Annotated in this window: 7 protein-coding genes; all 7 read right to left on the bottom strand. The window is 45.8% G+C overall.

The annotated features are described in order from the left end of the window. Positions 1-24 precede the first annotated feature (24 nt). On the bottom strand, positions 25-2,016 hold the full coding sequence (gene uvrB, locus PP181_RS07460; RefSeq protein ID WP_272636601.1) for an excinuclease ABC subunit UvrB: 1,992 nt from the start codon (positions 2,014-2,016) through the stop codon (positions 25-27). A gap of 95 nt (positions 2,017-2,111) precedes the next feature. Beyond that, complete coding sequence (locus PP181_RS07465) at positions 2,112-3,563, bottom strand: T9SS type B sorting domain-containing protein (RefSeq protein ID WP_272636602.1); 1,452 nt, start codon at positions 3,561-3,563, stop codon at positions 2,112-2,114. Between the two features lie 93 nt (positions 3,564-3,656). Next, on the bottom strand, positions 3,657-4,490 hold the full coding sequence (locus PP181_RS07470; protein ID WP_272636603.1) for an ABC transporter permease: 834 nt from the start codon (positions 4,488-4,490) through the stop codon (positions 3,657-3,659). A gap of 9 nt (positions 4,491-4,499) precedes the next feature. Then, positions 4,500-5,402 carry an ABC transporter ATP-binding protein gene (locus PP181_RS07475; RefSeq protein WP_138257574.1) on the bottom strand — a complete coding sequence of 301 codons (903 nt, stop codon included), beginning with the start codon at positions 5,400-5,402 and terminating at the stop codon, positions 4,500-4,502. Positions 5,403-5,469: 67 nt separating this feature from the next. Further along, positions 5,470-8,616 carry a DUF11 domain-containing protein gene (locus PP181_RS07480; RefSeq protein ID WP_272636604.1) on the bottom strand — a complete coding sequence of 1,049 codons (3,147 nt, stop codon included), beginning with the start codon at positions 8,614-8,616 and terminating at the stop codon, positions 5,470-5,472. Positions 8,617-8,848: 232 nt separating this feature from the next. After that, complete coding sequence (locus PP181_RS07485) at positions 8,849-11,965, bottom strand: PA14 domain-containing protein (RefSeq protein ID WP_272636605.1); 3,117 nt, start codon at positions 11,963-11,965, stop codon at positions 8,849-8,851. 184 nt (positions 11,966-12,149) lie between these two features. Beyond that, positions 12,150-24,593 carry a T9SS type B sorting domain-containing protein gene (locus tag PP181_RS07490; protein ID WP_272636606.1) on the bottom strand — a complete coding sequence of 4,148 codons (12,444 nt, stop codon included), beginning with the start codon at positions 24,591-24,593 and terminating at the stop codon, positions 12,150-12,152. Positions 24,594-24,681: the final 88 nt, after the last annotated feature.

Below are 24,681 nucleotides of genomic sequence, written 5' to 3' on the forward strand. Positions count from 1 at the left end.
AAACACGGAATTTTTAGTGCAATCCTAGGTTTCCTGTTCCTGAAGCGCCTTTATTTCGTCCCTTAGTTTGGCCGCCTGCATAAAATCCAGCTCCTTTGCCGCCTTCTCCATGGCCTTTCTCTTTTCCCTGATAAGCTTATCCAATTGATCTTTGGTAAGGTATTCCAAATCGGGTTCCGCCGCTCTCAATTCCTCTTTTTGGTAATGATAGGTCGACACCGAATTTTTGGAAAGTACGCTGTCCAAATTTTTGTTCAAGGCCTTTGGCGTGATGTTGTTTTCGGTATTATACTGTATCTGTTTTTCCCTTCTGTAATTTGTTTCGTCAATGGTCTTTTGCATGCTTTCCGTAACCTTATCGGCATACATTATCGCCTTTCCATGTAGGTTTCTGGCGGCGCGACCAACGGTTTGTGTCAAGGATCTATTATTCCGTAAAAACCCTTCCTTGTCGGCATCTAAAATTGCGACCAAGGAAACCTCTGGTAGGTCCAATCCTTCCCTCAAAAGATTGACGCCAATGAGTACATCAAAAATACCCTTTCTAAGGTCCTGCATGATCTCCACACGTTCCAGGGTATCGACGTCGCTATGGATGTACCGGCATCGAACACTTATGCGGTCCAAATACTTGGCAAGTTCTTCCGCCATCCTCTTTGTAAGGGTGGTCACCAAAATCCGTTCGTCCCGTTCAACACGTTGATGGATTTCCTCCACTAAGTCATCTATCTGATTCAGGCTTGGGCGGACTTCAATGATAGGGTCCAACAACCCGGTAGGGCGAATCACCTGCTCCACATAGATACCCTGGCTCAATTGCAATTCGTAATCCGCAGGCGTGGCACTTACATAAATGACCTGATTTTGTAGTGCCTCGAACTCCTCAAACTTTAAGGGTCTATTGTCCATTGCAGCGGGCAATCTAAAGCCATAATCCACCAAATTCACCTTTCTGGAACGGTCGCCACCGTACATGGCATGGACCTGCGGTACGGTTACGTGGCTTTCATCGATGACCATAAGGTAGTCGTTTGGGAAATAATCCAGCAAACAGAAAGGCCTTGTTCCCGGTTCCCTACCATCAAGATATCTCGAATAGTTTTCGATACCGGAGCAATAACCCAATTCCCGGATCATTTCCAAGTCAAAGTTGGTCCGCTCCTCCAGTCTTTTGGCTTCAAGAGGTTTTCCTATTTCCTTGAAATAATCGATTTGTTTTACCAAATCGTCCTGAATGTTGTGTATGGCATTTTGCAAAACATACTGTGAGGTCACGAACATGTTGGCCGGATAGATATTCAGGCTATCATACACTTCCAAAATTGTGTTGTTGAATGGGTCAAAAGCTTCTATTTCCTCAATTTCATCCCCAAAAAAATGAATTCTGAAGGCGTGGTCCGCATAACTTGGAAAGACATCGACTACATCTCCCTTTACCCTAAAATTTCCATTTCTGAAATCCGCCGTAGTCCTTGAATAAAGACTTTGTACCAACTGATGTAAAAACTTGGTTCTGGAAATGACCTGATCTTTTTGGATGGAAATCACGTTCTTTTGAAATTCGATGGGATTTCCAATACCATACAGGCAGGATACGGAGGCTACCACCAGCACGTCCCTTCTTCCAGACAATAAGGAGGAAGTGGCACTGAGTCTTAGTTTTTCGATATCCTCATTAATGGAAAGGTCCTTTTCGATATACACTCCACTTGTGGGAATGTAGGCTTCCGGTTGATAATAGTCGTAATACGAGACAAAATATTCAATGGCATTTTTTGGAAAAAACTGTTTGAACTCGGAATAAAGCTGTGCCGCCAAGGTCTTGTTATGGGCCAAGACCAAAGTAGGCCTTTGTACTTCTTCGATAACATTTGCAATGGTAAACGTCTTACCTGATCCGGTTACTCCCAGCAGGGTCTGATACTTTTCACCCTCCTTGATACCGTTTGAAAGTTGTTTTATCGCATTGGGCTGATCTCCTGTAGGACTAAATTCCGATACTACGTTAAATTTCATACTCTAAAAGTACGAAAGACTATAACTATAGTTAACTTGGTTAATAGAATTCTTGCCAAAAAAGGAATGATATTATGTTGAATTTAAGGTTCAACCTACCGTTTGAGGGTAAAATGTCCTTTTACCTCTTTCTTTGTAAATGAAATTGCCCTGAACCAATAATCAGATGCCGGCATTTCGCGCCCATTAAAAATACCGTTCCAACCTGTGGAGGTTGGGTCTATTTGCGCCAAAAAATTTCCGTAACGATCAAAAATATGAATGACCTCATAGGGTATTTCATTGGAATCCTCTGGTTTTCTGTATTGCCAAAAATCATTGTAACCATCGCCATTCGGGGTAAAGAATACGGGAAAATCCTGTGGGGAAAGTTCTTTTTCAATCGCTCTTTCCACAACTCCACATCCATATCGGTCTCTTACATATACGGTTCTTTCCCCCGGTTCCACATTTCTAAAGATCGGACTATCTTGAAAATTCGAATTTGGACCATCCAGAGAAAATTCAAAACTTCCGCTACTCTCCGTTCTGATGTCCAATGTTAAACCTGAATTTTGCCGCGTTATCAAGACATCCGAAATTATCGGTGTTTCTGAATAAACCACTTCAAAATTTTTGGAAACAGGACACTCAATGGCGCCACCGAACTGGTTAAGGATATTATAAAGCTCCAGTCTATATTCTCCCACTCTTTCATATCTAAGTTGTGAATCTTCCGAGAGAATAGTTTCGGATCCATCAGAATCGATAAAAATCCATCGGTATCCCCTAGCAATATCCTTGGAGTCAATGATGCCAAACCCTTGATCTTCGCAAAGTCCAATTTGGTCCGGTATGGTAATCGTAGGGAAATCGGAATCCTGGCAACTTACGGTAGGTATTCCTGTTGTAAAGCGCTCCTCGATGCATCCTGTTGCCTCTCCATTTTCATTTAAAGGAACTATCAACACGAAATATTCTTGGTCCAATTCCAAAGGTTCCCCAAAACCATACACCAGTCTATTTCCCGTTAGTTGACTGTCAACAATATCATAGTTCCCTGAAGAGGTACCTACGGAAAGTCTATAGTCCGTTGCCCCGGTGGCATAATTCCATCTAAGGTTGCCGTTTACCAGAACATCTTTTTCATTATTAAGCGGATTAATCAATTCCGTACAATCCGGGGCTGTCGTAACCGTTTCCGTTGTAAATATTCTTAAGGGACAGACTTTAATGGGAGCATCCGGGAGAAATAGGCTGATGGTTACATAAACCACCGTATTGGAAGGCAAACCTACTTCAGGTTGATAAAAGTTATTAAGGCCGGAGGATCTTCTGTTTATGATTTCGCCCCCTCCGGGAGTGGTTCCTAAAGATACCAAGTACCCTATGATACCATCGACGGCCGTCCATTGGATTAGATTGTCAACAGGAACGTCAGTATCACCATCCAATGGGGAAATTAGGGTAGGGCATTCTTGGGAATAGATTCTGAAGTTGAAACAAAAAGCTATTAGGAAAAGTATTGGCATGGCCAATACCCTACATATTGATGCGCCCTTTTTCATTTTCATAGCTTTTACCAATACAATATACTACAAAATGAAATTTTAGGCTAAGTATGGATGTTAAATACAATATAACATCGATATCACGAAATTTTAAAGGTCACGCTTTTTAAGTAAAGCATAGGAAAGATAAATGAATATGGCAGTCCAAGCAATCACGATCAAGAATTCATACCAATGCACGTGATAATTTAGTTTTATGGATTCACCAACTTGGTCCGCAACCGTTTGAACAGCTTCCAAACGTGTAAAAGGTTCTTTGATTAGGTTGAACATCGATTGCAAAGGAAAAAAACCCATTATTGCATCCGTCGTATCCCCATCAAATAATTTCCAGCGGATTAAACCTCTCGTTATTCCTTCGAAAATTTGCCATAAAATGAGAAACCCTAGGGCAAAAGCAGAACGTTTTACCAAAATCCCAAGGAAAAGACAGAAGGAGAAAAAACCCATCAACTTAAAAAAGAAGGCTGCCAGAAATTCCAAATCGGAAAATATGATGGAAAACTCGTCATAATCTGAATATATAAGACCTAATATTAAGGAGACCAAGAAAACAAACACAGTAGAGATGACGGAAAAGGATACTACTGTCAGGAACTTGGAAAGAATAAATTCTTTTTTGGATAGTCCGTCTATCAGATTTTGCTTTATGGTCTTATTGCTGTACTCATTGGACATCATGGATACGATAACTATGGCCAAAAACAATTTAAAAAAGGCGGTAACGAAGGTGTTGAAGTGCCAAATATAGGGGAAGTTAAATATTCCGATTTCTGCCAAGTGAAACTTAACAGGCCCAATATCGAACTTAATCGCTGCAACAAGTGCGATGGAGGTAAGGATAAAAAAATAGGAGATGATCAACACCTTGCTGGCCCTATTATTCCATAGTTTTATGAATTCTATTTCTAATAAACGTATCATGGTCTTCTGTTAGTTTGATTGATTCTTGGTCAGTGTTAGGAACTGTTCCTCAAGACTTTCCTTTCTTTTTACCAAATGGGAAAGCACGATACCCTCTGAAAAAAGGGATTCGTTCAGGGTTTTGGCGTCCATTTCTTCCGTTGGGAAGGCGGTGATCAATCCATTCTCTTGCTTTATATCCCCAAATTTTTTGTTGGTTTTAAGGGATTGGGACAATTTGTCCATGTCGTTGGCTTTCAGTTCAAAGAATCCATAACTGGCCATCATTCCATCGACCGGGCCTGAATATAATTTTTCACCTTTTCTTAGGATGATAACATGACTGCATACTTTTTCCACCTCGTCCAACAAATGGGAAGCCAGTAATATGGTGGTGCCCTGTGATGCTATTTTTTTGATGATTTGCCTGATTTGGTGAATTCCCTGTGGATCCAAGCCATTGGTCGGCTCGTCCAGAATCAGGATTTCAGGGTCGTTAAGAAGGGCCGATGCAATGGCCAAGCGCTGTTTCATACCCAGGGAATAGGTGCTGAACTTACTGTGTTTTCTATCCAAAAGGCCCACCAACTCTAATTTCTCATCGATTTTATCGGTGCCGACTTCCTTGATCTTACATACAAGTTTCAAGTTTTGTACGGCAGTCATATACGGGTAGAAATTGGGACGCTCAATGATGGCACCCACTTTTTTTAAGGCCTGGTGGGTCGAGGTATTTCCATCGAACCAATAAAAGTTCCCACTGGTTTTGTTCACCACGTTCAAGACTATGCCCAAAGTGGTCGATTTTCCACTTCCGTTGGGCCCCAGAATACCGTATACATTGCCCTTTTCAATGGAAAATGACAAATCCTTTACGGCGGTTAAATACCCAAAATTTTTGGTAAGATTGTTAACGGTAAGAATAGTGCTCAAAGCAAGTAGTTTTTTGTTTGACTGTACTTACTTGACGAGCGGTTTGAGTAATTGTTACAAAAAATGCCTAATTCTTATTGACCCTAATGGTTATTCTTCGGTTAGTGATGACGGTCCTAGGGCCTACCGTCAGTGTTGCAGGGAAAGAGACCGTATTCCCACATACAAAGGTATCGCTGGCAATAAGGACCCGGTATTGATAGCCGTTCTTGTCCACTTCAGGGGTAATGATTGTGAGGGTGTTGGTCGTTGTTCCGCTGTATTCGGGTCCGTCCGAAATATCCGTAAAGGTAGTGCCCCCATCCGTGCTGACTTGCCATTGGTACGTATCCCCGTCATCGGTCGACGAAAAAGTGTCGTTTGTGTTTACAAAAGTATGCGAATTTGCAGGTGCTACCGTGATTGTAGGTACGGTTCCTGCTTCTTGGAATTCAGGCGTGCCATTGGTATCCATATCGGCAGGAGTAGGGTAGGCCGCTGCTACTACTGTGCCATTGGCGTTTACGGAAGGTACACCGGAACCGTAGACCATGTCGTCGCCTCCGTCGGCATTGATGTTGTTGTAGGCCTCATTTGAGTCCGAGCAACCATCGTTGTCCGAGTCAAGTTCGTAACTGTCTATTACGTTATCAGAGTCACTGTCCATTCCACGACAGGAAGAAATGGTAAAATTTATGTCATCAAAAAATGAATAATTTTCTCCATCGTCATCTATTTGATTATATACATAGACCCTTAATGTATAGGTAGTATCTGGTAAAAGTGGTATAAAAGTTTGGTCCATGAGGTCAAATACCTGATATGTAGTGGCATTGTTGGTTATGACCAAATCTTCCTTAGTAAGTATACTGCTAATGAAACCATCAGCCGATAAGAAAGCACTCATGGTATAGGAGTCACCGCCGCTAGGTTGATACCAGCCCCAGTTTATATTGTGCAATATGGGGTTGGATAGATTATCTGCCGTGGTAAAGGACACTTCTATATAGTCATTATTATATAAGGCCTCTTCAAGGGAAGTTGATGGCATATTGTCTATTTGAACCGCGCTAAAGGGAGTACTCGCGGTTATACCGCTATATGAAAGGTTTGAAGTAGAGGACAAGAACCAGGAATTTAATTCAGGATTACTGGTGTTATCCATGGCCAATGTTCCTGCGGGTGTATTTAAATACCAACCAAAGGTACCATTGGTAATTGTTCCATTCGATTCCGTGCAATCAAGAATACCATCATTATCATCGTCAAGATCTACGACGTCGATTATTCCATCGTTGTCAAAATCATTGTTTACGATAATAGCCACGGAAGGTCTGTCCAAGCTAAGATTGCTGTCCACCTGATTTTGGGTATTTAAGGCAATATTTGCCAAATGGCGTATTTGGTTGGGTAACGAATTAAAAACAGCCACAGCGGTAATAGTAATAGTCTCCAACTGTCCGCTGTTCAAAGTACCTACGTTCCAATTGGGAGATGTCCATGAACCTGTACTGGGCGATGCCGATACAAGGGACAGTCCCGTTGGCAATGCATCGGTCACTACCAAATTGGTGGCGGGATCTACACCAAAATTCTGCACGGTAATGGTAAAGGTGATATTCTCCCCTTCATTGATCATAGTTTGGTCCGCGGTCTTTATGAGTTGAATATCAGGATTGCAATAGTAGGCTGCCAAGGTGTTGGAGTCATAGGTACAGGGGCCTTTGGTCACGCGTACATAGTAATCACCGGCCACTGTTGGGTTATAGGTGTCCGAAGTGGCGCCAGAAATGGGGTTGCCTTCATAAAACCACTGGTAGGCATCAAAGACTTCTCCAACAACTTCCAAATTGGAACCTGGTAAACACTGCGTACCGGTAATCTGAAGGTCTACATTGGGTGCCACGTCAAAGCCGGAAAAATACCCAGCGATACCCCGGTTGCCATTTGCTCCAAAGAACCCTACCGCTATGGGACCGGTGGATTGAACGTCCACGTTTCCCGTTAAGTTGGGTATATAGAAAGTTTTCCAGTCTGTATTACCAGAAATTGTTAAGGCTGCGGGTTTGGTGACTGCACCACTACCATCTGTCACTACAATGTTGGCATCTGGGGTTGTTGCGGATGCAATGATCGTTATACCACCATTTAAGGTAGTTCCAGCGGCATCGGTTATATCTGGAATATTGTCGACTTTATCCGGTATCAAACAATTTAGGGGAGCAACAAAATTTAATCCAACGGTCTGCACTCCGGTACTGCCCGCCAAGTTTTGATAGGCGTATGCGTCCTTGGATGTTCGAACGTACATATTGGCGCCCGGGCTAGCACTTGAATAATTGGTGCCGGGCACTATAAAATAATCCCCTTCATTGATGGTGGCCATTGGAGTCGTATTTCCATTGACAAATATTTGTGTGTTGTTCTGGGTGGCGATGATTATGGGAAATTCGGTACTATCCTGACCACCGCCTCTTATGAATACATAATCCTTGCCCAAATTGTCTTCCGGTACAGGTTGGTCGATACCGGCGTCCCTACTGCTAGAGGAGGTTGGTACCACACCGTAATTAAGACCACCATTGCTTATGACTATATTTTTGTCCGACGTTATGGAGGCGCCCAACCAGCCATCCACGTTTGCAGCAGTTTCCGTAGTGTAGGCTTCGAGTACAAAACTTTCGCCTGCGTTTAGCACAACTTGGATAGCATCGTCCAATATGCCATCCCTGTCGTTTTGCAAACGGAACTCGCAGCCTGGGTTGTACCCAAAAATATCCACCGTGGTGTTGTTTTCCGTGGCCATTATGCCCAAGGAGGTCGAAATGTCACTGGTAGTGGCATAATTAGGCGCACCGCCCCATTTAAAGTTGGTTCCCATCGCTTGTCTACCTTTTGATGTCAACGAAGTGGATTGGGCTCCGCTACTGCCCCGATAGTTTACATAAAACCGTTGGCCACCGGTAGATTCAAATCGAAGTCCGCCCGTTGTAATGACAATACCCGTATCGTTGTTCTGAACCATGGTAATGCCATTATCGCCATTTGGTAAATCATATCTTGCAGGAGTTGCATTTGAAATACTGAAGCTTGCTATGGGTATAGTACTTGTGCCTCTATAGGCATTTACTGTAAAGGCCGTGCTCTCAGGGGTTGACATATAAATGGCCTGTTCCTTAACGGAACTATTATTACTTCCTTGTTTTAAGGGAGGCAAATAATGTAAGTCGCTCAACTGAGCGTTACTTTTTAAAATTCCAAAAATCAAAAATAGGATCAGTAACCCTAATTTTTTTATTTCCATACCTAGACGTACTACGTCTCAAAATAATACGAATACCACCGCATGGACAATCTTTTGTTGTGAACGGGCCAATCCCGTAAACCAAAACTTCGATAAATGGTGTGGAATACTTAAAATGACCTGATTTTCCTTACGTTGGCAGCTGATCCTTAATAAGTAAAAACTAATTTTTATTAACCCTAATAGTTATTCTACGGTTGGTAATGATGGTCCTGGGGCCTACCGTCAGTGTTGCAGGGGAAGAGACCGTATTCCCACATACAAAGGTATCGCTGGCAATAAGGACCCGGTATTGATAGCCGTTCTTGTCCACTTCAGGGGTAATGATTGTGAGGGTGTTGGTCGTTGTTCCGCTGTATTCGGGTCCGTCCGTAATATCCGTAAAGGTAGTGCCCCCATCCGTGCTGACCTGCCACTGGTACGTGTCCCCATCATCGGTCGACGAAAAAGTATCGTTCGTGTTCACAAAAGTATGTGAATTGGCGGGTGCCACCGTAATTGTTGGTACGGCTCCCGCTTCTTGGAATTCAGGGGTTCCGTTGGTATCCACATCGGCCGGGGTAGGGTAGGACGCAGCAACCACGGTACCATCCAGGTTTATGGCAGGTATACCGGGACCGTAGGTCATGTCGTCGCCTCCATCGGCATTTACGTCATTATAGGCTTCGTTGGCGTCAGAGCAGGAGTCGTTGTCCGCATCGAGGTCCAGATGGTCCGGAAATCCGTCGGCATCACTGCCACATGAAGCGGGGTAAAGTATCGAGAACGCGATGTTCTGTTTGGTTATCGAAGGCCCTTGGTACTGAACGATCATATTATCGCCTCCTGTACGTTCAAAGAAGACAATTTCCAACCAATGGAATCCAGCCGAAAGTGCTAAGGTACCGGATTCCTCGTTCATGGCGTGTAGGCCGTCATTGTCAACCACTTCTAGGGCATCAATATATAGCTTAGATCCATCATCTGAATTTGTAAAAAAGGTGTAGCTGCCGCTCGTGGCTATTTCAATATACCCGGTATACCGAACCGAATACGTTTCGCCATCCCCGGGCGTATGGGTGGCCGCCAAACCGGATACATCGATGCTGGTTGCCACTCCGTTTGCGAGTGCCCCAGAGGTAGGGATGTTATCTACCGTGTTGCCCGCTGGCGATACATTGTAAAACTCATAATCCAATCCTCCTGAGCAACTATTAAGTTCCGTGACATCATAGATTCCGTCGTTGTCATCGTCCTCGTCCGAAAGATCGACAACGCCATCATCGTCAAAATCGTTATGGATAATGACGGATACGTTTGGATTGTCCGAAGTAATATTATTATCGGTTTGATCCTGACTGTTGGTGACCGAATTGGTGACCGATACCGCTGGAATAACCGAATTGTTTGCATCCGCCACCGCTGTAATTGTCAGCGTTTCCAATTGGCCACTGTTCAAAGTGCCAATGTTCCAATTGGGAGCTGTCCAACTGCCATGGGATGTCGTGGTCGATAGGATGGAAAGTCCGGAGGGTATAGGGTCCGAAACGACTAGATTGGTCGCAGGGTCGATACCCAAGTTTTCGACCGTTATGGTAAAGGTTACATTATTCCCTTCCGATACGGTCGTAACATCCGCAGTCTTATTGAGCACAATATCAGGGTTGCAATAATATACCGATATGGAGTTCGAGTCATAACTACAGGGTCCCCTGGTTACCCTTAAATAATAGTCTCCCGCCGTAGTTGCGGTATAAGAAGACGACGTGGCCCCCGGGATCAAAGCTCCATCGCTGTACCATTGGTAGGCATCAAAGACTTCGCCCGATGCAATTTCCAATATGGCACCCGGAAGGCAACTGTTGCCTGTAATTTGTAAATTGATATTGGGAACGGTATCAAAACCCGAATAATATCCGGCTAGACCCCTTGCCCCATTGAAACCGAAAAAACCAACGGCTATTGGTCCGGTAGACTGCACACTTACATTACCGGTTAGATTGGGAAGGTAAAAGGTTTTCCAGTCCGTCGTACCGGCAACGGGAGAGGAGGCTGGAAGCGTTACAACGCCCCCACCATCAGTTACGGTTATGTTGGCATCTGGAGTTGTCGTAGCGGCAATGATGGTCACCCCACCGGTAATGGAAACCCCTGCCGCATCGGTTATGCTGGGAATGTTGTCCATGGAATCGGGCAGAAGACAATTTACAGGGGCCACAAAGTTCAGGCCTTGGGTATAAGCTGCCGTTGACCCGCCCACACATTGGTAGGCATATACGTCTTTTGAAGTTTCAATATACATGTTCGCCCCTACCGAGTTAGACGAGTAGTTGCTACTGGGTACCTCAAAAAAATCACCTTCGTTCAACGTAGCAATGGGTGTTGCCGACCCATTGACAAAAATTTGGGTATTGTTCTCGGTTGCAATAATTAATGGGAACTCTGTCCATCCATTGCTATTTCCATTTCCCCTAACGAAAATATACTCCTTGCCCAATCTATTTTCAGGTACGGGTTGGTCAATGCCCGCATCCCTGTTACTATTGCCTACTTGTCTACCATAATTAAGGGAGCCGTTGCTAATGACGATATCCTTATCGGCCACGATGGAAGCGCCGATCCAGCCCCTTTCGTGGGCCATGGTGGGGGAGTTTCCTATATAGGTCTCATAAACAAAGGATTCATTGGCATCTAAGGTAATCGTATGGGAATTTGCCGTTATTCCAGCTCTGTTGTTACCCACCCTAAATTCACAGTTGGGGTCATAACCCGAAAGGGTAATGGTCGTATTATCTTCTGTTGCCATAATCCCCAAGGTGTTTGATTTGGAAACATGGCTGCCCAGGTTGGGAACGCCCCCCCATTTAAAATTGGTTCCCATGGCTACTCTTCCCTTTGAGGTCAAGGATGCCGCCTGTGAACCTGAACGGCCCCGATAGTTTACGTAAAATTTTTCCCCTCCCGCAGATTCAAATCGGAGTCCGCTATTGGTCAAAACCACTCCGGTACTATTATTGGTCACCAAAGTGATATCATTATCACCATTGGGAAGGTTATAGATGGCAGGCGCTACATTGGAAATGGTAAACGAAGTTATGCGAACGGGATTCGTACCCCGATACACATTTACGGTAAACGCCGTAGTTTCCGGTGTTGAAAGGTATACTGCCTGTTGTTGAATGGCCCCATTATTCTGTCCTTGCCGTAAAGGTGGCAAATAATGCAGATCGCTCAATTGGGCATGGGAATATCCAACAACTAAAAAAAGTATCAATAAAAGTGTCTTCTTTGAAGGGTACACGTTCTTTGATTTTTAGTAAACCTTTGAACTACAAATAAAAAAGGATTATAAAGGGAAGGCAAGAGTTTGTTGTGAACGGGTCAATTATTGTGGTATTTCATCCATCAAGTCAATGAAAAGGGCTTTTTTGACAAAAAAAGCCCGTGGCACAAATGCACGGGCTTACTATATAATTTGGTTGGGTTTAACGATATAAGGTAAAATGTCCTATGAATTCCCGCTTGTCCTCTTCACCGTTTAGTTTCAGAATATACCAGTAATCTCCACTTGGTAGATCGGTATCTTGATATAGTCCGTCCCAACCGTTCCTATCGTCTGCAAGTAGATAAACCTCACGGCCATATCTATCAAAAATCTTGATGAACAGGTCTGGGTATTGTTCAATATTTTTAGGAATCCATCGATCATTTTGTCCATCCCCATCAGGGGTAAAGAAGTTGGGTATTTCAATATCGATGAACTCCATGTAAATGGTGGCCATCGCTTCACATCCATAGGCATCCACAACGCGCACGGTATAGGTGTCCGTGCGTGTAATGAATATGGTATTGTCGTCCCCATTGTTTCGATCGCCAAAATAGAAGGTGTAATCACCACTTCCGCCGGAGGCGACGGCTGTAATCTCGTTTAGATTGTTTTGTTCCAAGATCAATTGCAGTGGTTCAAAACTCTGCACCTCAAAGTCGATGGTGTTTGTACAGCCATTGGCATGGACTAATAGAATATAATGACTTCCAGGAGCCAAATTGGCAAAATCCGGTTCCAACCTATAGTCATTAGGGTCTGTTGAATCCAAGGCATACAATACATCACCGGCCACACTTGGGTCTTCCAATACCAACTGAATTCTATTGTCCGGTGTATCCCCGGAGCATTCATAGATTACCTCTGCCGTGGCATTGAGGTTTGCACCGTTTTCAACGGTTATGGTCTGGTTTGTGGTACATCCATTGGCGTCCCTTACAAATATGATGTAGGTATCTCCTGCAAGGTTTTCAAATAACAGACGATCTTGTACAAAATCAGCATCCGCATTGGAATTTAGTGCGGTACTGTATGGCGCCGTACCTCCCGTCACGGTAATGGATATGGTTCCGTCCCCATCCCCGGCACATATCTCCGGTGTGCTGGAAGCCTCCATTTCCAATGGTTCCGGTGCAATCAGTTCAAATTGGATTACTTCAAAACAACCGTTGCCATCCTGGACGATTACCGTATACGATCCTTCTTCCAGTTCATCAAAAGTATTTTGATCGTCAAATTGGTTCAGGTTGGGTGAAATGGCATATTGATAATTGCCCGTTCCCCCTTGAACTTCCAAGGTGATGGCGCCATCATTGGCATCGGAACAACTGATTTCCGTAATATCAGGAGTTACCACCAAGGGTGCAGGTTCGTCGATTTGTATCACTTGTGAAATAACTTCACAATCCCCACTTTGTACCCTAATGTAGTAGGTTCCCATAGGCAAATCCGCGAACGTATCGTTGTTCTGGTTGGGTCGCACTTGATCCGTGGCGGCCGCATCCCTGAATAGGGCGAATTGATAGTTTCCTAATCCGCCATCGGCGTCTGCCAAAATCACGGCGGTCGCATCCCCGTTACAATTGATGAATGCTGCGGATGGGTCAACGTCCACCGTTAATGTAGGAACATCTTCCACCCCTACGGTATTTGAAACGATGGATACACAACTGTTGCTGTCCATGATGTAATACCGATAATTTCCGGCGGATACATTGGTGAACAAATGTGTATCTGACGTGATGGTCTCGTTCATTGGACTGAACGAAAGGCCATCAACACTCCACTGGTAAGGGGCCGTTCCGCCCGAAGCTACCAATAGCAATTCGGCACCGTTCTGGCAGGTCATGGGCTGGTTGGTAACCAACAAGGCCTCCACATCCCCAGGTTCAATGATATCCTCATCGAAGGTAGCGGTACATCCCATATCATCGGTCACGACAACACTATAGAAACCAGCACCCAAATTGTTGAACGTAGGATTCGTTTGGGAAACAGAGGTGCTCAACAAGGTTGTTCTTGCCGCATCGGCATACTTGTTCAGTACATATCTGTAGTTGGACGTTACGTTTCTTGGGTTCAAGGTCACCGTAATCGAAGCATCCGTATCCCCTTCGCAGACCAAAGCGGTACTTGAAGAACTGCCGGTAATGGGGTCCGGTACCACCAAACTAAAGCTGTTGGTTCCGGTAAGCTGGTTACACCCCAAGGCATCCGTAACACTGACCGTATAAGTGCCCGCGCCCAATCCTTGGAAAACATGACTGTACACATTGGTTCGTGTTACCGGTGTGCCTAAAGCAGGGGTAATCGTTATGGTATACGGACCCTGTCCTCCCGCTGGCGTAATGGTCGCCGCACCTTGGTCGTTGGAACAACCTACGTCGGTGAGGGCAATTGGATTCAACGTTATCGGTGCCGTTGGCGAATTGATCGTAAACGACCTTTCTTGGAAACACTCCGGAAATGCTACTTGCGTTACCCGAACGATATAGTTGCCTGCCGCTGTCGGAATGTTGGCAACGGTACCTGAACCGGTCAATGTACCGGCATCGTCCGTTCTTGCCGTCGGAGTGCCATCGGCATTTAAGACTTCCCAGTTGTAGTCTCCGGTATAGGTGGCATCGGCCACGTTGAGGTCTATGCTTCCATCATCGCCAAAACAGATGACGTTGGTAATATTGCTCAAGGTAATGTCAAAAGTATTGGGTGCAGCAACGGTATGGGATAACGTAACCTCACAGCCCGTGTTGACATTTAAAACAGCAAAGGTATAGGTGCCCACGGCCAAGTTCGAAAAGGTATTACCTGCCTGATAGGCACCGGATGGCAATTGTCTAAATTGATAATTGGCCGGGTGGGTCGCAAAACTGGTCAAGCTGCTCACGATGTCAATGGAAATATCCTCATCCGGATTCGGACAACTAATCGGACTAACTACACTAACTGTTGGGGTACCCATCAAATCGAAGGGGGTTATGGTCGCTGTGGTAGTCCCCAAGCAACCTTGGTCATCATATACATTGATGGTATACACACCTCCGGCAATATCGGTTTCAATGTATGTTGGGTTTGTTCCGGACTGTACCGTTACCGGTGCCTCTACGGCCATGGTATTTGGGTCGTCCTCCTCAATAAACTCATAACGTACGTAGTTGTTGCTACCACCTGTAACCCCGCTAATGGAAATGGATGCGTTGTCCATGGTATTACCGCTGGCACAACCAAATTCGACTACGGTCGGCGCAGGTACGCTAATAAGGGCAGGCTCACCAATCGGAATGACCACACTATCCACGGAACAGTTGTTCTTAGCGGGATTTCCCGTTACGGTCACCACATAACCACCTGCCGTGGCAGGGGCCAATCCTGTGAAGGTGGCAGAATTGCCCGTCGTACTCGATGGCAAAATACTGATAGCGGCACCGTCCATGGACGTAATCTCAAAAGTATACGGAGCTGCCGCGCCGTTGGTGGTACTAATGGTAATACTTCCATCACTGGCACCAAAACAGCTCACATCGTTCGCAATGATCGACGGATTGATGACCGGTACGACCCTATTCGGAACATTGATGGTAAAGGTTCGGTTACAGCTTGCACTATTGGGCGTAGTGGTATCGTAAATGGTTATGGTATAGGTACCTGGCATTGGCGCATGATAATCGAAGGTCGTCCCAGGAACCGGACCTTGAGGTACGGCAGGGGCACCCGCAGTATTGTTGATACTGTACTCATAGCTACCAGAACCGGCCAAGACTTCGATACCGATTATGGCATCGGGCGATGCGGTACAATCCAATAGTTTAGTAAGGGTTGCATCTGCCGATAACACCGGATTTACCGTGAAATTGCTTTCAACATTGGTACATCCATTTCCGTCCATGACATAAACATCATAGGCACCTGGCGTTACATTGGTAAATATACCGCCATTGTTTTCAAAGGTTGTAGGTGCCGGACTACCGCTAGCTATTATGGCATAGCGAAGGTTACCTGCGGCCGAAGCTCCTACAGCGTTGACCGTAATGGGCGAGACACAATTGTCCTGGGTCACGCTCAATGTTGGGTTGGGTGTTAAGCTCATCGTAACCGTGTTGGTCACGTAGGAACAACCGTATTGGTCAAATAGGGTTACCGTGTAATTCCCTGCTGGGGAATTCACAGGAATTTCCACCGGATTGTCCAAGGTGCCCGTCAAGGCCATAAACCCGGCCGGACCGGTAATATCGTAGGAGTAGGGAGCCCCACCGCCTCCGGTAATTCCGGTAATCGAAATGAGCCCTGGCAAATTACAGGAAATATCCCTGGTGGCCGTGGCCGTCGCTGATAATGGAGCCAATTCCGGCACGTAAGCGTTTTCACTAGCGCCCCTACAGGCATCCACATTGCTTCCGTCCACTTGGATCACATCAATGTAATATTCACCCTCTGCTAAGGGTACGGTAGTGGTAATGCTGCTATTATAAGCTACGATTCCTCCACTGGTTTCAATAGGCGTGGTATTGCCCAGTTCATAGATCTCCCATCGCATGTTTGGATAGGATGTCGTAGGGTTCAAATTAAAGGTAATGACTCCATTTGCGGCACTATCGCAACTAGGTTTTATGTCCGTTGTGATTTCAATAGGCAGATTGATGCCCGGAATCTCGTTTACGTTGACATTACTTTGTCTGATACAGCCTGCCCCGTCCCGTACGTAGAACACGTAGGTCCTTCCGGGAACCAGTAAAGGCACTTCTGGATACTGCGGTGTGACCGGGTCGATGTTCGCAAAGGTATGGGCGGTACCGCTAGGCAATGGCGCTGTCCATACGGCCGGATTGGCGGCAAACGTATTGAAATTGGCCGGGTCATCCGTATAGGTATATTCATAACCGGGAATCGGATTTCCTTCACTACCCTCAACGGTTACTTGTAAATCGTTACAGCCTATAATGATGGCGGAGAGGGTAATATCCAAGTCGTCCAATGGGAATGGAATAATATACCTGTCAAAGTCCTCTTGACATACCGTTCCGCTGGCCAAGGTAACCCTAATGGAAGGGAAAACCTCGGTTCCGGAGGCATAGCCTCGCAATTCATTGGAGGCCTGCCATGAAGTTCCACCATCGGCACTGTATTCGACCGTACCGGCTGGCGTAACGACACTGGCGAATTCAAATCCGTATTCCAATGGATCTGGGTCGTTACAAGCCGCGGGCAATATCGGTATGATATCCGCGGTAATTTCCACGGCGTTGTTTATGGTCTGTATGGCTGCCGTTGCCGTACATCCGTTGGCATCGGTAATGGTGACTTCGTAATCACCTACGCCAATACCACTATAATTTAAGGTTGTAGCAGAAATATTCGTATTGTTTCGGCTGTAATCGATACCATCCGCAGGGGATAGATCGACCATGGCATACGTATAGGGGGCGGTTCCACCGGTAATGGTAATATCCATTGCTCCCAATCCGTTGAAACATTCCGGATCCGTTGGAACGGCACCTACGGATAATGTCGTCACCGGTGCAAAGATGAAATCTTCACGCAAGGTCGTACAAATTGCCGGAGTACCATTGTTATCCTGGACATATACATCCCAGCCTGCTGGGTTTGCGATGGCCATGGCCTCGGTAACCGTAAGGGTATTTGTGGCACTGTACAAGCCTGCCGGACTCGTATTTGCGGGTACGATGGCGTACAATAGGGTGCCGTTTCCTCCCGTAGCCGTGGCGGTAATCATTCCATCTCCACAGGCACTAAGCGGTGTGATGTCCACATCCAACTCCAAAAGCGGACTGATAACCACCGTTTGGGTGTTGGGTGCTGTTGGGCAACCCAATTGGTCCCTTACTTCAACATCATAACTACCGGCGGAAAGCCCGGAGAAGGTATAGGAAGTCGCCGATGCTGGCGTTGGCGTAATCCATGGACCTCCGTTGATCCTAAATTCATAATCCCCGTTACCTGCCGTAACATCCACTACGATAGAGCCATCGTTGGTACCGGAATAACATGCCGTAGGCGTGGTCGTAAACACGATGGCCGCAGGAGGGGTCACCGTTACTGCACTTGTCAGGGGCAATAACACTTCGCAGGCATTCGTATCCCGAACCCGAACCAGATAATCGCCATCAGGCACATTGGTAAATTGTGTGTTGGTCTGATAAGGAGCTATCACTGTTCCTGCGGTGTTCTCCAATTGGTACTCGTAACTTGGGTTTCCACCCGATGCCGAAGCATCCAAAGTAGCCCCTGTATTAAAGCAGGTATAGTCTGAAATCTGGCTTAAAGCCGGTATAATGGCCGATGGTTCCACCAAGGTAATGGGGAAGGAAACGGCGCAGGCCGTATCGTCCAATTTTCGGACTTGAACCGTATAGCTGCCATCGGATAAATTTGCAGCCGTGGTCACTGGAGACGTCAACGAACTTGTCCAGTTCGTACCGTCAAAAGAATACTCGAAACCAATTCCGCTCGTAAAGTTGTCCACTTCAAAACGAATAGATCCATCCGCCGAACCGTTACAACTTGGGTCAGTAACCGACAATAGTTGCGCTTCAAAAGCTTGGTTGGCCTCAACGACTACGGTCAAATCTTGACTGGTCGGGCAAACGGAAGGCACTTGAAAGGCCGTAATGTCATCCAAAATAAGGTCATTGCCATCATTGCTGTTCACATTGTTCCTGAAGACGATATCAATATCTGTATTGGCACCTGGGTTGAAGGTAATGGTACGTACGTGCCAATCCGTATCGTTGGTGTTTTTTGGAATTTCCGGTACCGCTTCGCTATGGATCACCGTGCCGCCGTTGTCCAAAATCTCTATCAACACTTCTGGATTGTTACCTGCACCACCCACGTTCATGAGGTTGTAGGCCCAGAAATTCAAGGTGATTTCCTCATTGGGCAATACTTCAACATCCCTTTTCGCCCAAAGAATGGAATTCAGTACGGGGCTACCCGTATCGGAGAACGTTGAGATATCGATGGCCAGGAAGCGGCCATCGGTCAACCCGGTATGATCTTGCGGACTGGTCAAGGTAGTCAAAGGATTGGTCACAAAATTCGTAACCGTATACTCTCCGTTTACCAATATTCCTGCAGGTCCACGGTTACATGGGGTCAAGGAACCGTTTTGGGGTTCAAAGCAATAATCCGGACCAATTTCACCGATCTGGGTGCTAGGTCCTGCCCCAAAGTTTTCAAAGAACAAGGTCGTCTGATCGGGTGTTATGCTACTTGAATAATCAATGGTAACGGTGTGTGTACCCGCCGCTACACCACCAAAAATATTGCTATCCCCGGGTGTGTTCAAAGTACCGTTGAGGGTATAGGTATAGTCAAAGTCGGTCGTGTTCGATGTATTTATCGTGATCGTTCCCAAGCCATCACAGTCATAATCCACCGTGTAGGAAAGATTGGGATCCGCGGCCGGCGCCGGTACCGTTAGGTCCATATCATAGCTACAGCCTAAATTGTCGCGTACGACCAATTGATAGGTTCCCGGCATTAGGTATCGCTCGTTCAAGGCAGCAAAATTGCTTCCGCCGTCGAAACTATATTCATAGGGGGCCTCACCGCCACTGGCATTTAAAATCTTGACCAAGGCACCACTTGGGTTGCACGAAGCATCTTCCACGATGGCCGCCGAGGCGGTCAAACGGAAGGGCTGGTCAATTTCATACTCCAGGGTTTCGATACATCTGGACGTTGGGGTTCCGCTGGAATCCATAACGGAAATCGTATAGAACCCGGCAGGAAGGTTTACAAAGGTATTTTGGGTTTGGAAGGTTACACCGTCCAAACTGTATTGATAGGGCGACGTTCCGCCCGTAACGTTTATCGTTAAGGATGATGTGGACGAATCCGCACAAATGATGTCCGTGTGGGACGCCGATATGGACGGAGTACCCAAAAATTCGATTTCCACCGAATTCGAAATGGCATAACATCCACTGTCGTCAAACACGATGAATTCATAAACTCCTGCATCTGAAGCATCCGAAAATGTAAAGTTGCTGGCCGTCTGGATATCCGTTACCAGAATGTTCAGCATATTTGGCGGACTTGGATACAGATCGGTTCCATCCTTGCTCCAAATGGCCATAAAATAGTCGGGGTTGGGTTGCCCACCATTTGGGGTCAAGGTGATTACCCCTGGATTACAGGTAATGTTATCCGTAGTAACAGCACTTAACGTAAGTTCCGGTATTTCCGCTACCGTAATGTTCTGGGTATCGGTACAGCCATCATCGGTAGTGGTGATGACGATATAATCACCGGCATTTACACTGGTAAACGAATAGGTATTATCCGGGGAAATCAGTTGACTGTCCACAAAAGTGCCCAATCCACCGTTGCTGCCGTCGTCCAAACGAAGTTCATAACTGTAATTTGGCAATACGTTCAAGGCTTGGATGTTAATGGCTCCCGGGGTACCGCATTCCGCTGCAACGGTTGTAATGTTTACCTGGAAGTCGCGCTCCAAAATCCCGATATCCTCTGTGGTAAAAATACAGGCACCATCCATTGGATTTCCCGTAATTGGATCTAGCTGTGTTACTTCCACATAGTAAGACCCGCTGTTGGTAATATCAAAACTAGGCCCGTTGTTGGCCGAAAAAGGTACGACAACGGAATCATCCGAAGCATCCACTAACTGAAAACCATATCCCGATCCAACATTGGTGATACGAATGTTACCTGGTGTACTGCACAGAATATCATCCGAAGTATAATCAAGATCCAACGTATTTTTGAACACGTTGAAATAAAAACGGCTAAAACATCCGTTCAAATAATTGATGACTACGCGGTACTCACCGCTATCGGTTATGGTAAAATTGTCCTGTATGGCCATATTGGTCCAGGTACAGGTCCCATTTTTGTTTGCACAATCATCTCCCGTAGCCGAGCAACTGCCCTCGTCCAATTTTTGCCAAACGATGCTCTGGGCATCGGAAATGCCCAATTGCAGGGTAGCCTCGTCATTTTCACCACACAAAAATATTTTGGGAAGTAAGTCCCCATCGATGGAACAGGTTACGATTTCCCCTTGGATATCGTTATCCGGATTGGGGTCCGCGTTGACCATATTGAAATAGTCGATAATGGGGTTGGTCTGGGTGGTCCCAAAACGTTCTACGGTAATCAGTTCCACCAAATCCACACAACCGGAAGCACCGGATTTTTCAACGATGTAGTTTCCAATATCCGTTACCAAAAGTGTCGCGGGATTATTGTCCGGATTACCGTCATTGATCGCGGGTTCCCCCGCGTCTATCTGTCCGTTGCCGTTGGCGTCGATGGCCCAGGTATAGGTGGCAAAACCACTTCCTGCGGTTAAGATGGCGAAATCACCACATAGCTGAACGGTACGTGCCACGTTACAGTTTGCCAAATCACTTAAAATGTCATTGGTAGCAACTTGAGGAGGTACGTCACAAGGGGAGGTTGAATTTGCCCCGCCCTCATCCGTAAAGGTGGCGGGATTCAATGTACCCAGATAGGTAGAATAAGCCTCATTGACCAAGGTTCCCGAACAAGCATCCACAAAATCTGAACAGTTACCGGAAAGGGTCACCATAATACGTATGGTATACTCAGGGTCTCCCACTTCCACCAAATTATCCGGTACTTGAAATACGATTTCATTGGTTACAGGATCATGGTTGGGGGTCACCCCCGGAGCATCGGAAGTATTGATGCCATCCAAGGCTACATTCGCGGGAAGTATATTTCGTATGGAATAGTTCGTGGCATTGTCATCGCCCGTATTTTGAAAACGTAGCACGTATTGGAGCGATTGACCAAGGTTTATGGACTGTCCCGTTAAGGAAGCTCCGCCCAAGTTTTCCGAGGTGTTTCCCAAAAGGATTTCAGGGGCGAACACCTGAACATAGGATGCCGCGTTTACGGTTCCGTCAGTAGGGTCTACTGCAGGAACACCTGCCCCATATACACCATCATCGCTACCATCGGCATTACCATCCTTATAAAATTCGTTGGCATCGCTACAGCCATCGCCGTCGCTGTCCAAATCCAAATGATCGGGGATTCCATCATTATCGGTATCGCAACCCGCGGTCAATAGTACACCCCGCATATTTGTTGGTCCTACCACTTGTTGGCCAATGGTGAACGAATTACTTCCAGAAGGATTCCATGAAACAGGTGCCGGTGGCGTGTCCAAGAACATGGGTTCCAAAGGACCGTTGGAGCTTCTTGCCCCAAAAATCTGAAATTGTCCGGATTGATCAATAATCACCCTAATCGTCGGGCTTCCGTTGGAACTGTTTACGGTCCAAATATTCGGGTTTCCGGACTGTCCGTAGGTAGTACCATCCGTAAATCTTGCAAAGTTTCCAGCGGCACCCAATTGGAACTGGATTTCACCCGCTACATCATTCCCGTTTAGGTTTAGATTAAACGAGTTATCCACGCTGAAAATATCTACGATCAGATAATTGTCCACACTGACCAAAGGGCTGGTATGGCCATTTCCATTGGCGATGTTGAAGGCCAAGGTATCACATTCATCCTCGTCAAAAATTCCGTCATTGTCATCATCCAAATCAGTGATATCCCTGACGCCGTCATTGTCCGTATCGTTATGGACCGTAATCAATGCGGTAGGGCTGTCCGGTGTGGTATTAGTATCCGTTTGGTCTTGGGTATTGGTAACGGTATTTATTAAACCTAAAAGAGGTAGGGTATCGATTTCATCTGCGCGAACGGTAAGTTCTAGTTGTGCGACGTCCCCGCCATTCAAGGTGCCAATATTCCATGTACTACCACTCCAAGTACCATGGATGGTAAAAGCATTTTCCAAGGTGAGTCCGGCTGGAATGTTATCTGTAATTCGGAGGTTTGTAAGGGGTCCAATTCCATTATTTCTTACCCGTACCGTAAAAGTGGCCGTTTCCCCTTCCATGATTTCACCATTGTCAACGGTCTTGGTTAGGACTACATCCGGGTCGCAATAAAGCGCCTGAATGGTATTACTATCATAGGTACAAGGTCCTTTGGTACCCCTTACGAAGAAGTCACCAGCTCCAGTAGGAGCATAACTAGGACCGTTTGCCCCAGGAATTAAAACACCATCCTCATACCATTGGTACGCATCGAAATTACTTGTTGCTTCAAAAATTTCAGAACCTACAAAGCATCCAGATCCTCCTCTAATTTCCAAGGTAACCTCTGGCACCGTATCAAATCCAGAGAAATAACCTGCGACTCCTTGATTATTGTTTACACCAAAAAATCCAACGGCCATGGGTCCGGTGGATTGCACGCTCACGTTTCCGTTCAAATTGGGAACATAAAAGGTTTTCCATTCTGAAGATCCCGCCACTGGGCTTGATGGCGGTAGTGTAACAGGTCCATTACCATCCGTTATCGATATATTTGAATCCGGAGTATTAACTGCAGCAATTATTGTGATACCACCAGTAACAGTTGTTCCTGCTATGTTTCTAATATCCGGAATATTGTCCATGACATCGGGTAACAAACAATTTACAGGAGCCACAAAGTTCAATCCCGCTGTTTGAGCACCGCTACTTCCGGCCAAACATTGATAGGCATATACGTTCTTTGAAGTTTGCACAAACATATTAGCCCCTACAGTACTGGATGAATAATAACTACTGGGAACTTCAAAAAAGTCACCGTTATTTAAAGTAGCCAATGGAGTTGTACTGCCATTGACAAATATTTGGGTATTGTCCTCCGTAGCGATGAGCAAGGGAAATTCCGTCCATCCATTAGTATTACCATTGCCCCTTACGAAAACATAATCTTTTCCGAGTCGGTTTTCAGGAACCGGTTGATCGATACCTGCATCCCTATTACTATTGTTTACTTGACGACCAAAGTTGACCGAGCCGTTACTTATAACAATATTCTTGTCGGATTCAATAGATGCTCCTATCCATCCTTGCTGTTGCGCTAGAGAAGGCGGATTAACATTTCCGATATAGTTTTCAAAAACAAAGGATTCGTTGGCGTCTAAAGTGATGGTGTAGGTATCGGCTGTAATGGCGTTTGCATTATTGCCAATACGAAACGTACAATTGGGATCATATCCAAATACGCGTACCGTAGTGTTATCCTCTGTTGCCATGATACCCAAGGTATTGGATTTGGATGCGTGTCTACCCCCTAAATTGGGAACACCGCCCCACTTAAATCGGGTACCCATTGCCTGCCTACCTTTGGCCGTCAATGATGCAGCTTGGGCAGATGATTTTCCTCGATAATTAACGTAGAATCGATTGCCGCTTGGGGATTCGAAACGTAACCCACTGTTGTTTAGAACAACGCCTGTATTGGCATTGTTCACCAAGGTAATATTGTTATCTCCGTTGGCCAGAGTCCAAGTGGCGGGACTAATATTTGAGATGTTAAAGGAAGCTATTGGGGTTGGGTTCGTACCTCTGTAGGCATTTACCGTAAATGTAGTAGGCTCAGGCGTGGAGAGATAGATTGCCTGTTCCTGTATACCTTGGTTGTTCTGTCCTTGTTTTAAGGGTGGTAAATAGTGAAGGTCGCTCAACTGCGCGTTACCGGTTATCCCTAAGACTAGTAATAAAACAAAGAGAATTCTTTTCATTTTTGTTAAAAGCGTGAGTTACAACTCCCAAAAAAAACTCATTACAGTATTATGGGCAATGTATTGTTGCCAATGCCATTTTTCTTGT

This window comes from Maribacter sp. PR66 (genome assembly GCF_028464205.1).
In the GTDB taxonomy this organism is placed as follows: domain Bacteria; phylum Bacteroidota; class Bacteroidia; order Flavobacteriales; family Flavobacteriaceae; genus Maribacter; species Maribacter flavus.

What these genes read in the sequence shown, in the direction of transcription:
- PP181_RS07490 (WP_272636606.1), bottom strand. Translation starts at nt 24,593, where the DNA reads ATGAAAAGAATTCTCTTTGTTTTATTACTAGTCTTAGGGATAACCGGT.
- PP181_RS07470 (WP_272636603.1), bottom strand. Translation starts at nt 4,490, where the DNA reads ATGATACGTTTATTAGAAATAGAATTCATAAAACTATGGAATAATAGG.
- PP181_RS07465 (WP_272636602.1), bottom strand. Translation starts at nt 3,563, where the DNA reads ATGAAAAAGGGCGCATCAATATGTAGGGTATTGGCCATGCCAATACTT.
- uvrB (WP_272636601.1), bottom strand. Translation starts at nt 2,016, where the DNA reads ATGAAATTTAACGTAGTATCGGAATTTAGTCCTACAGGAGATCAGCCC.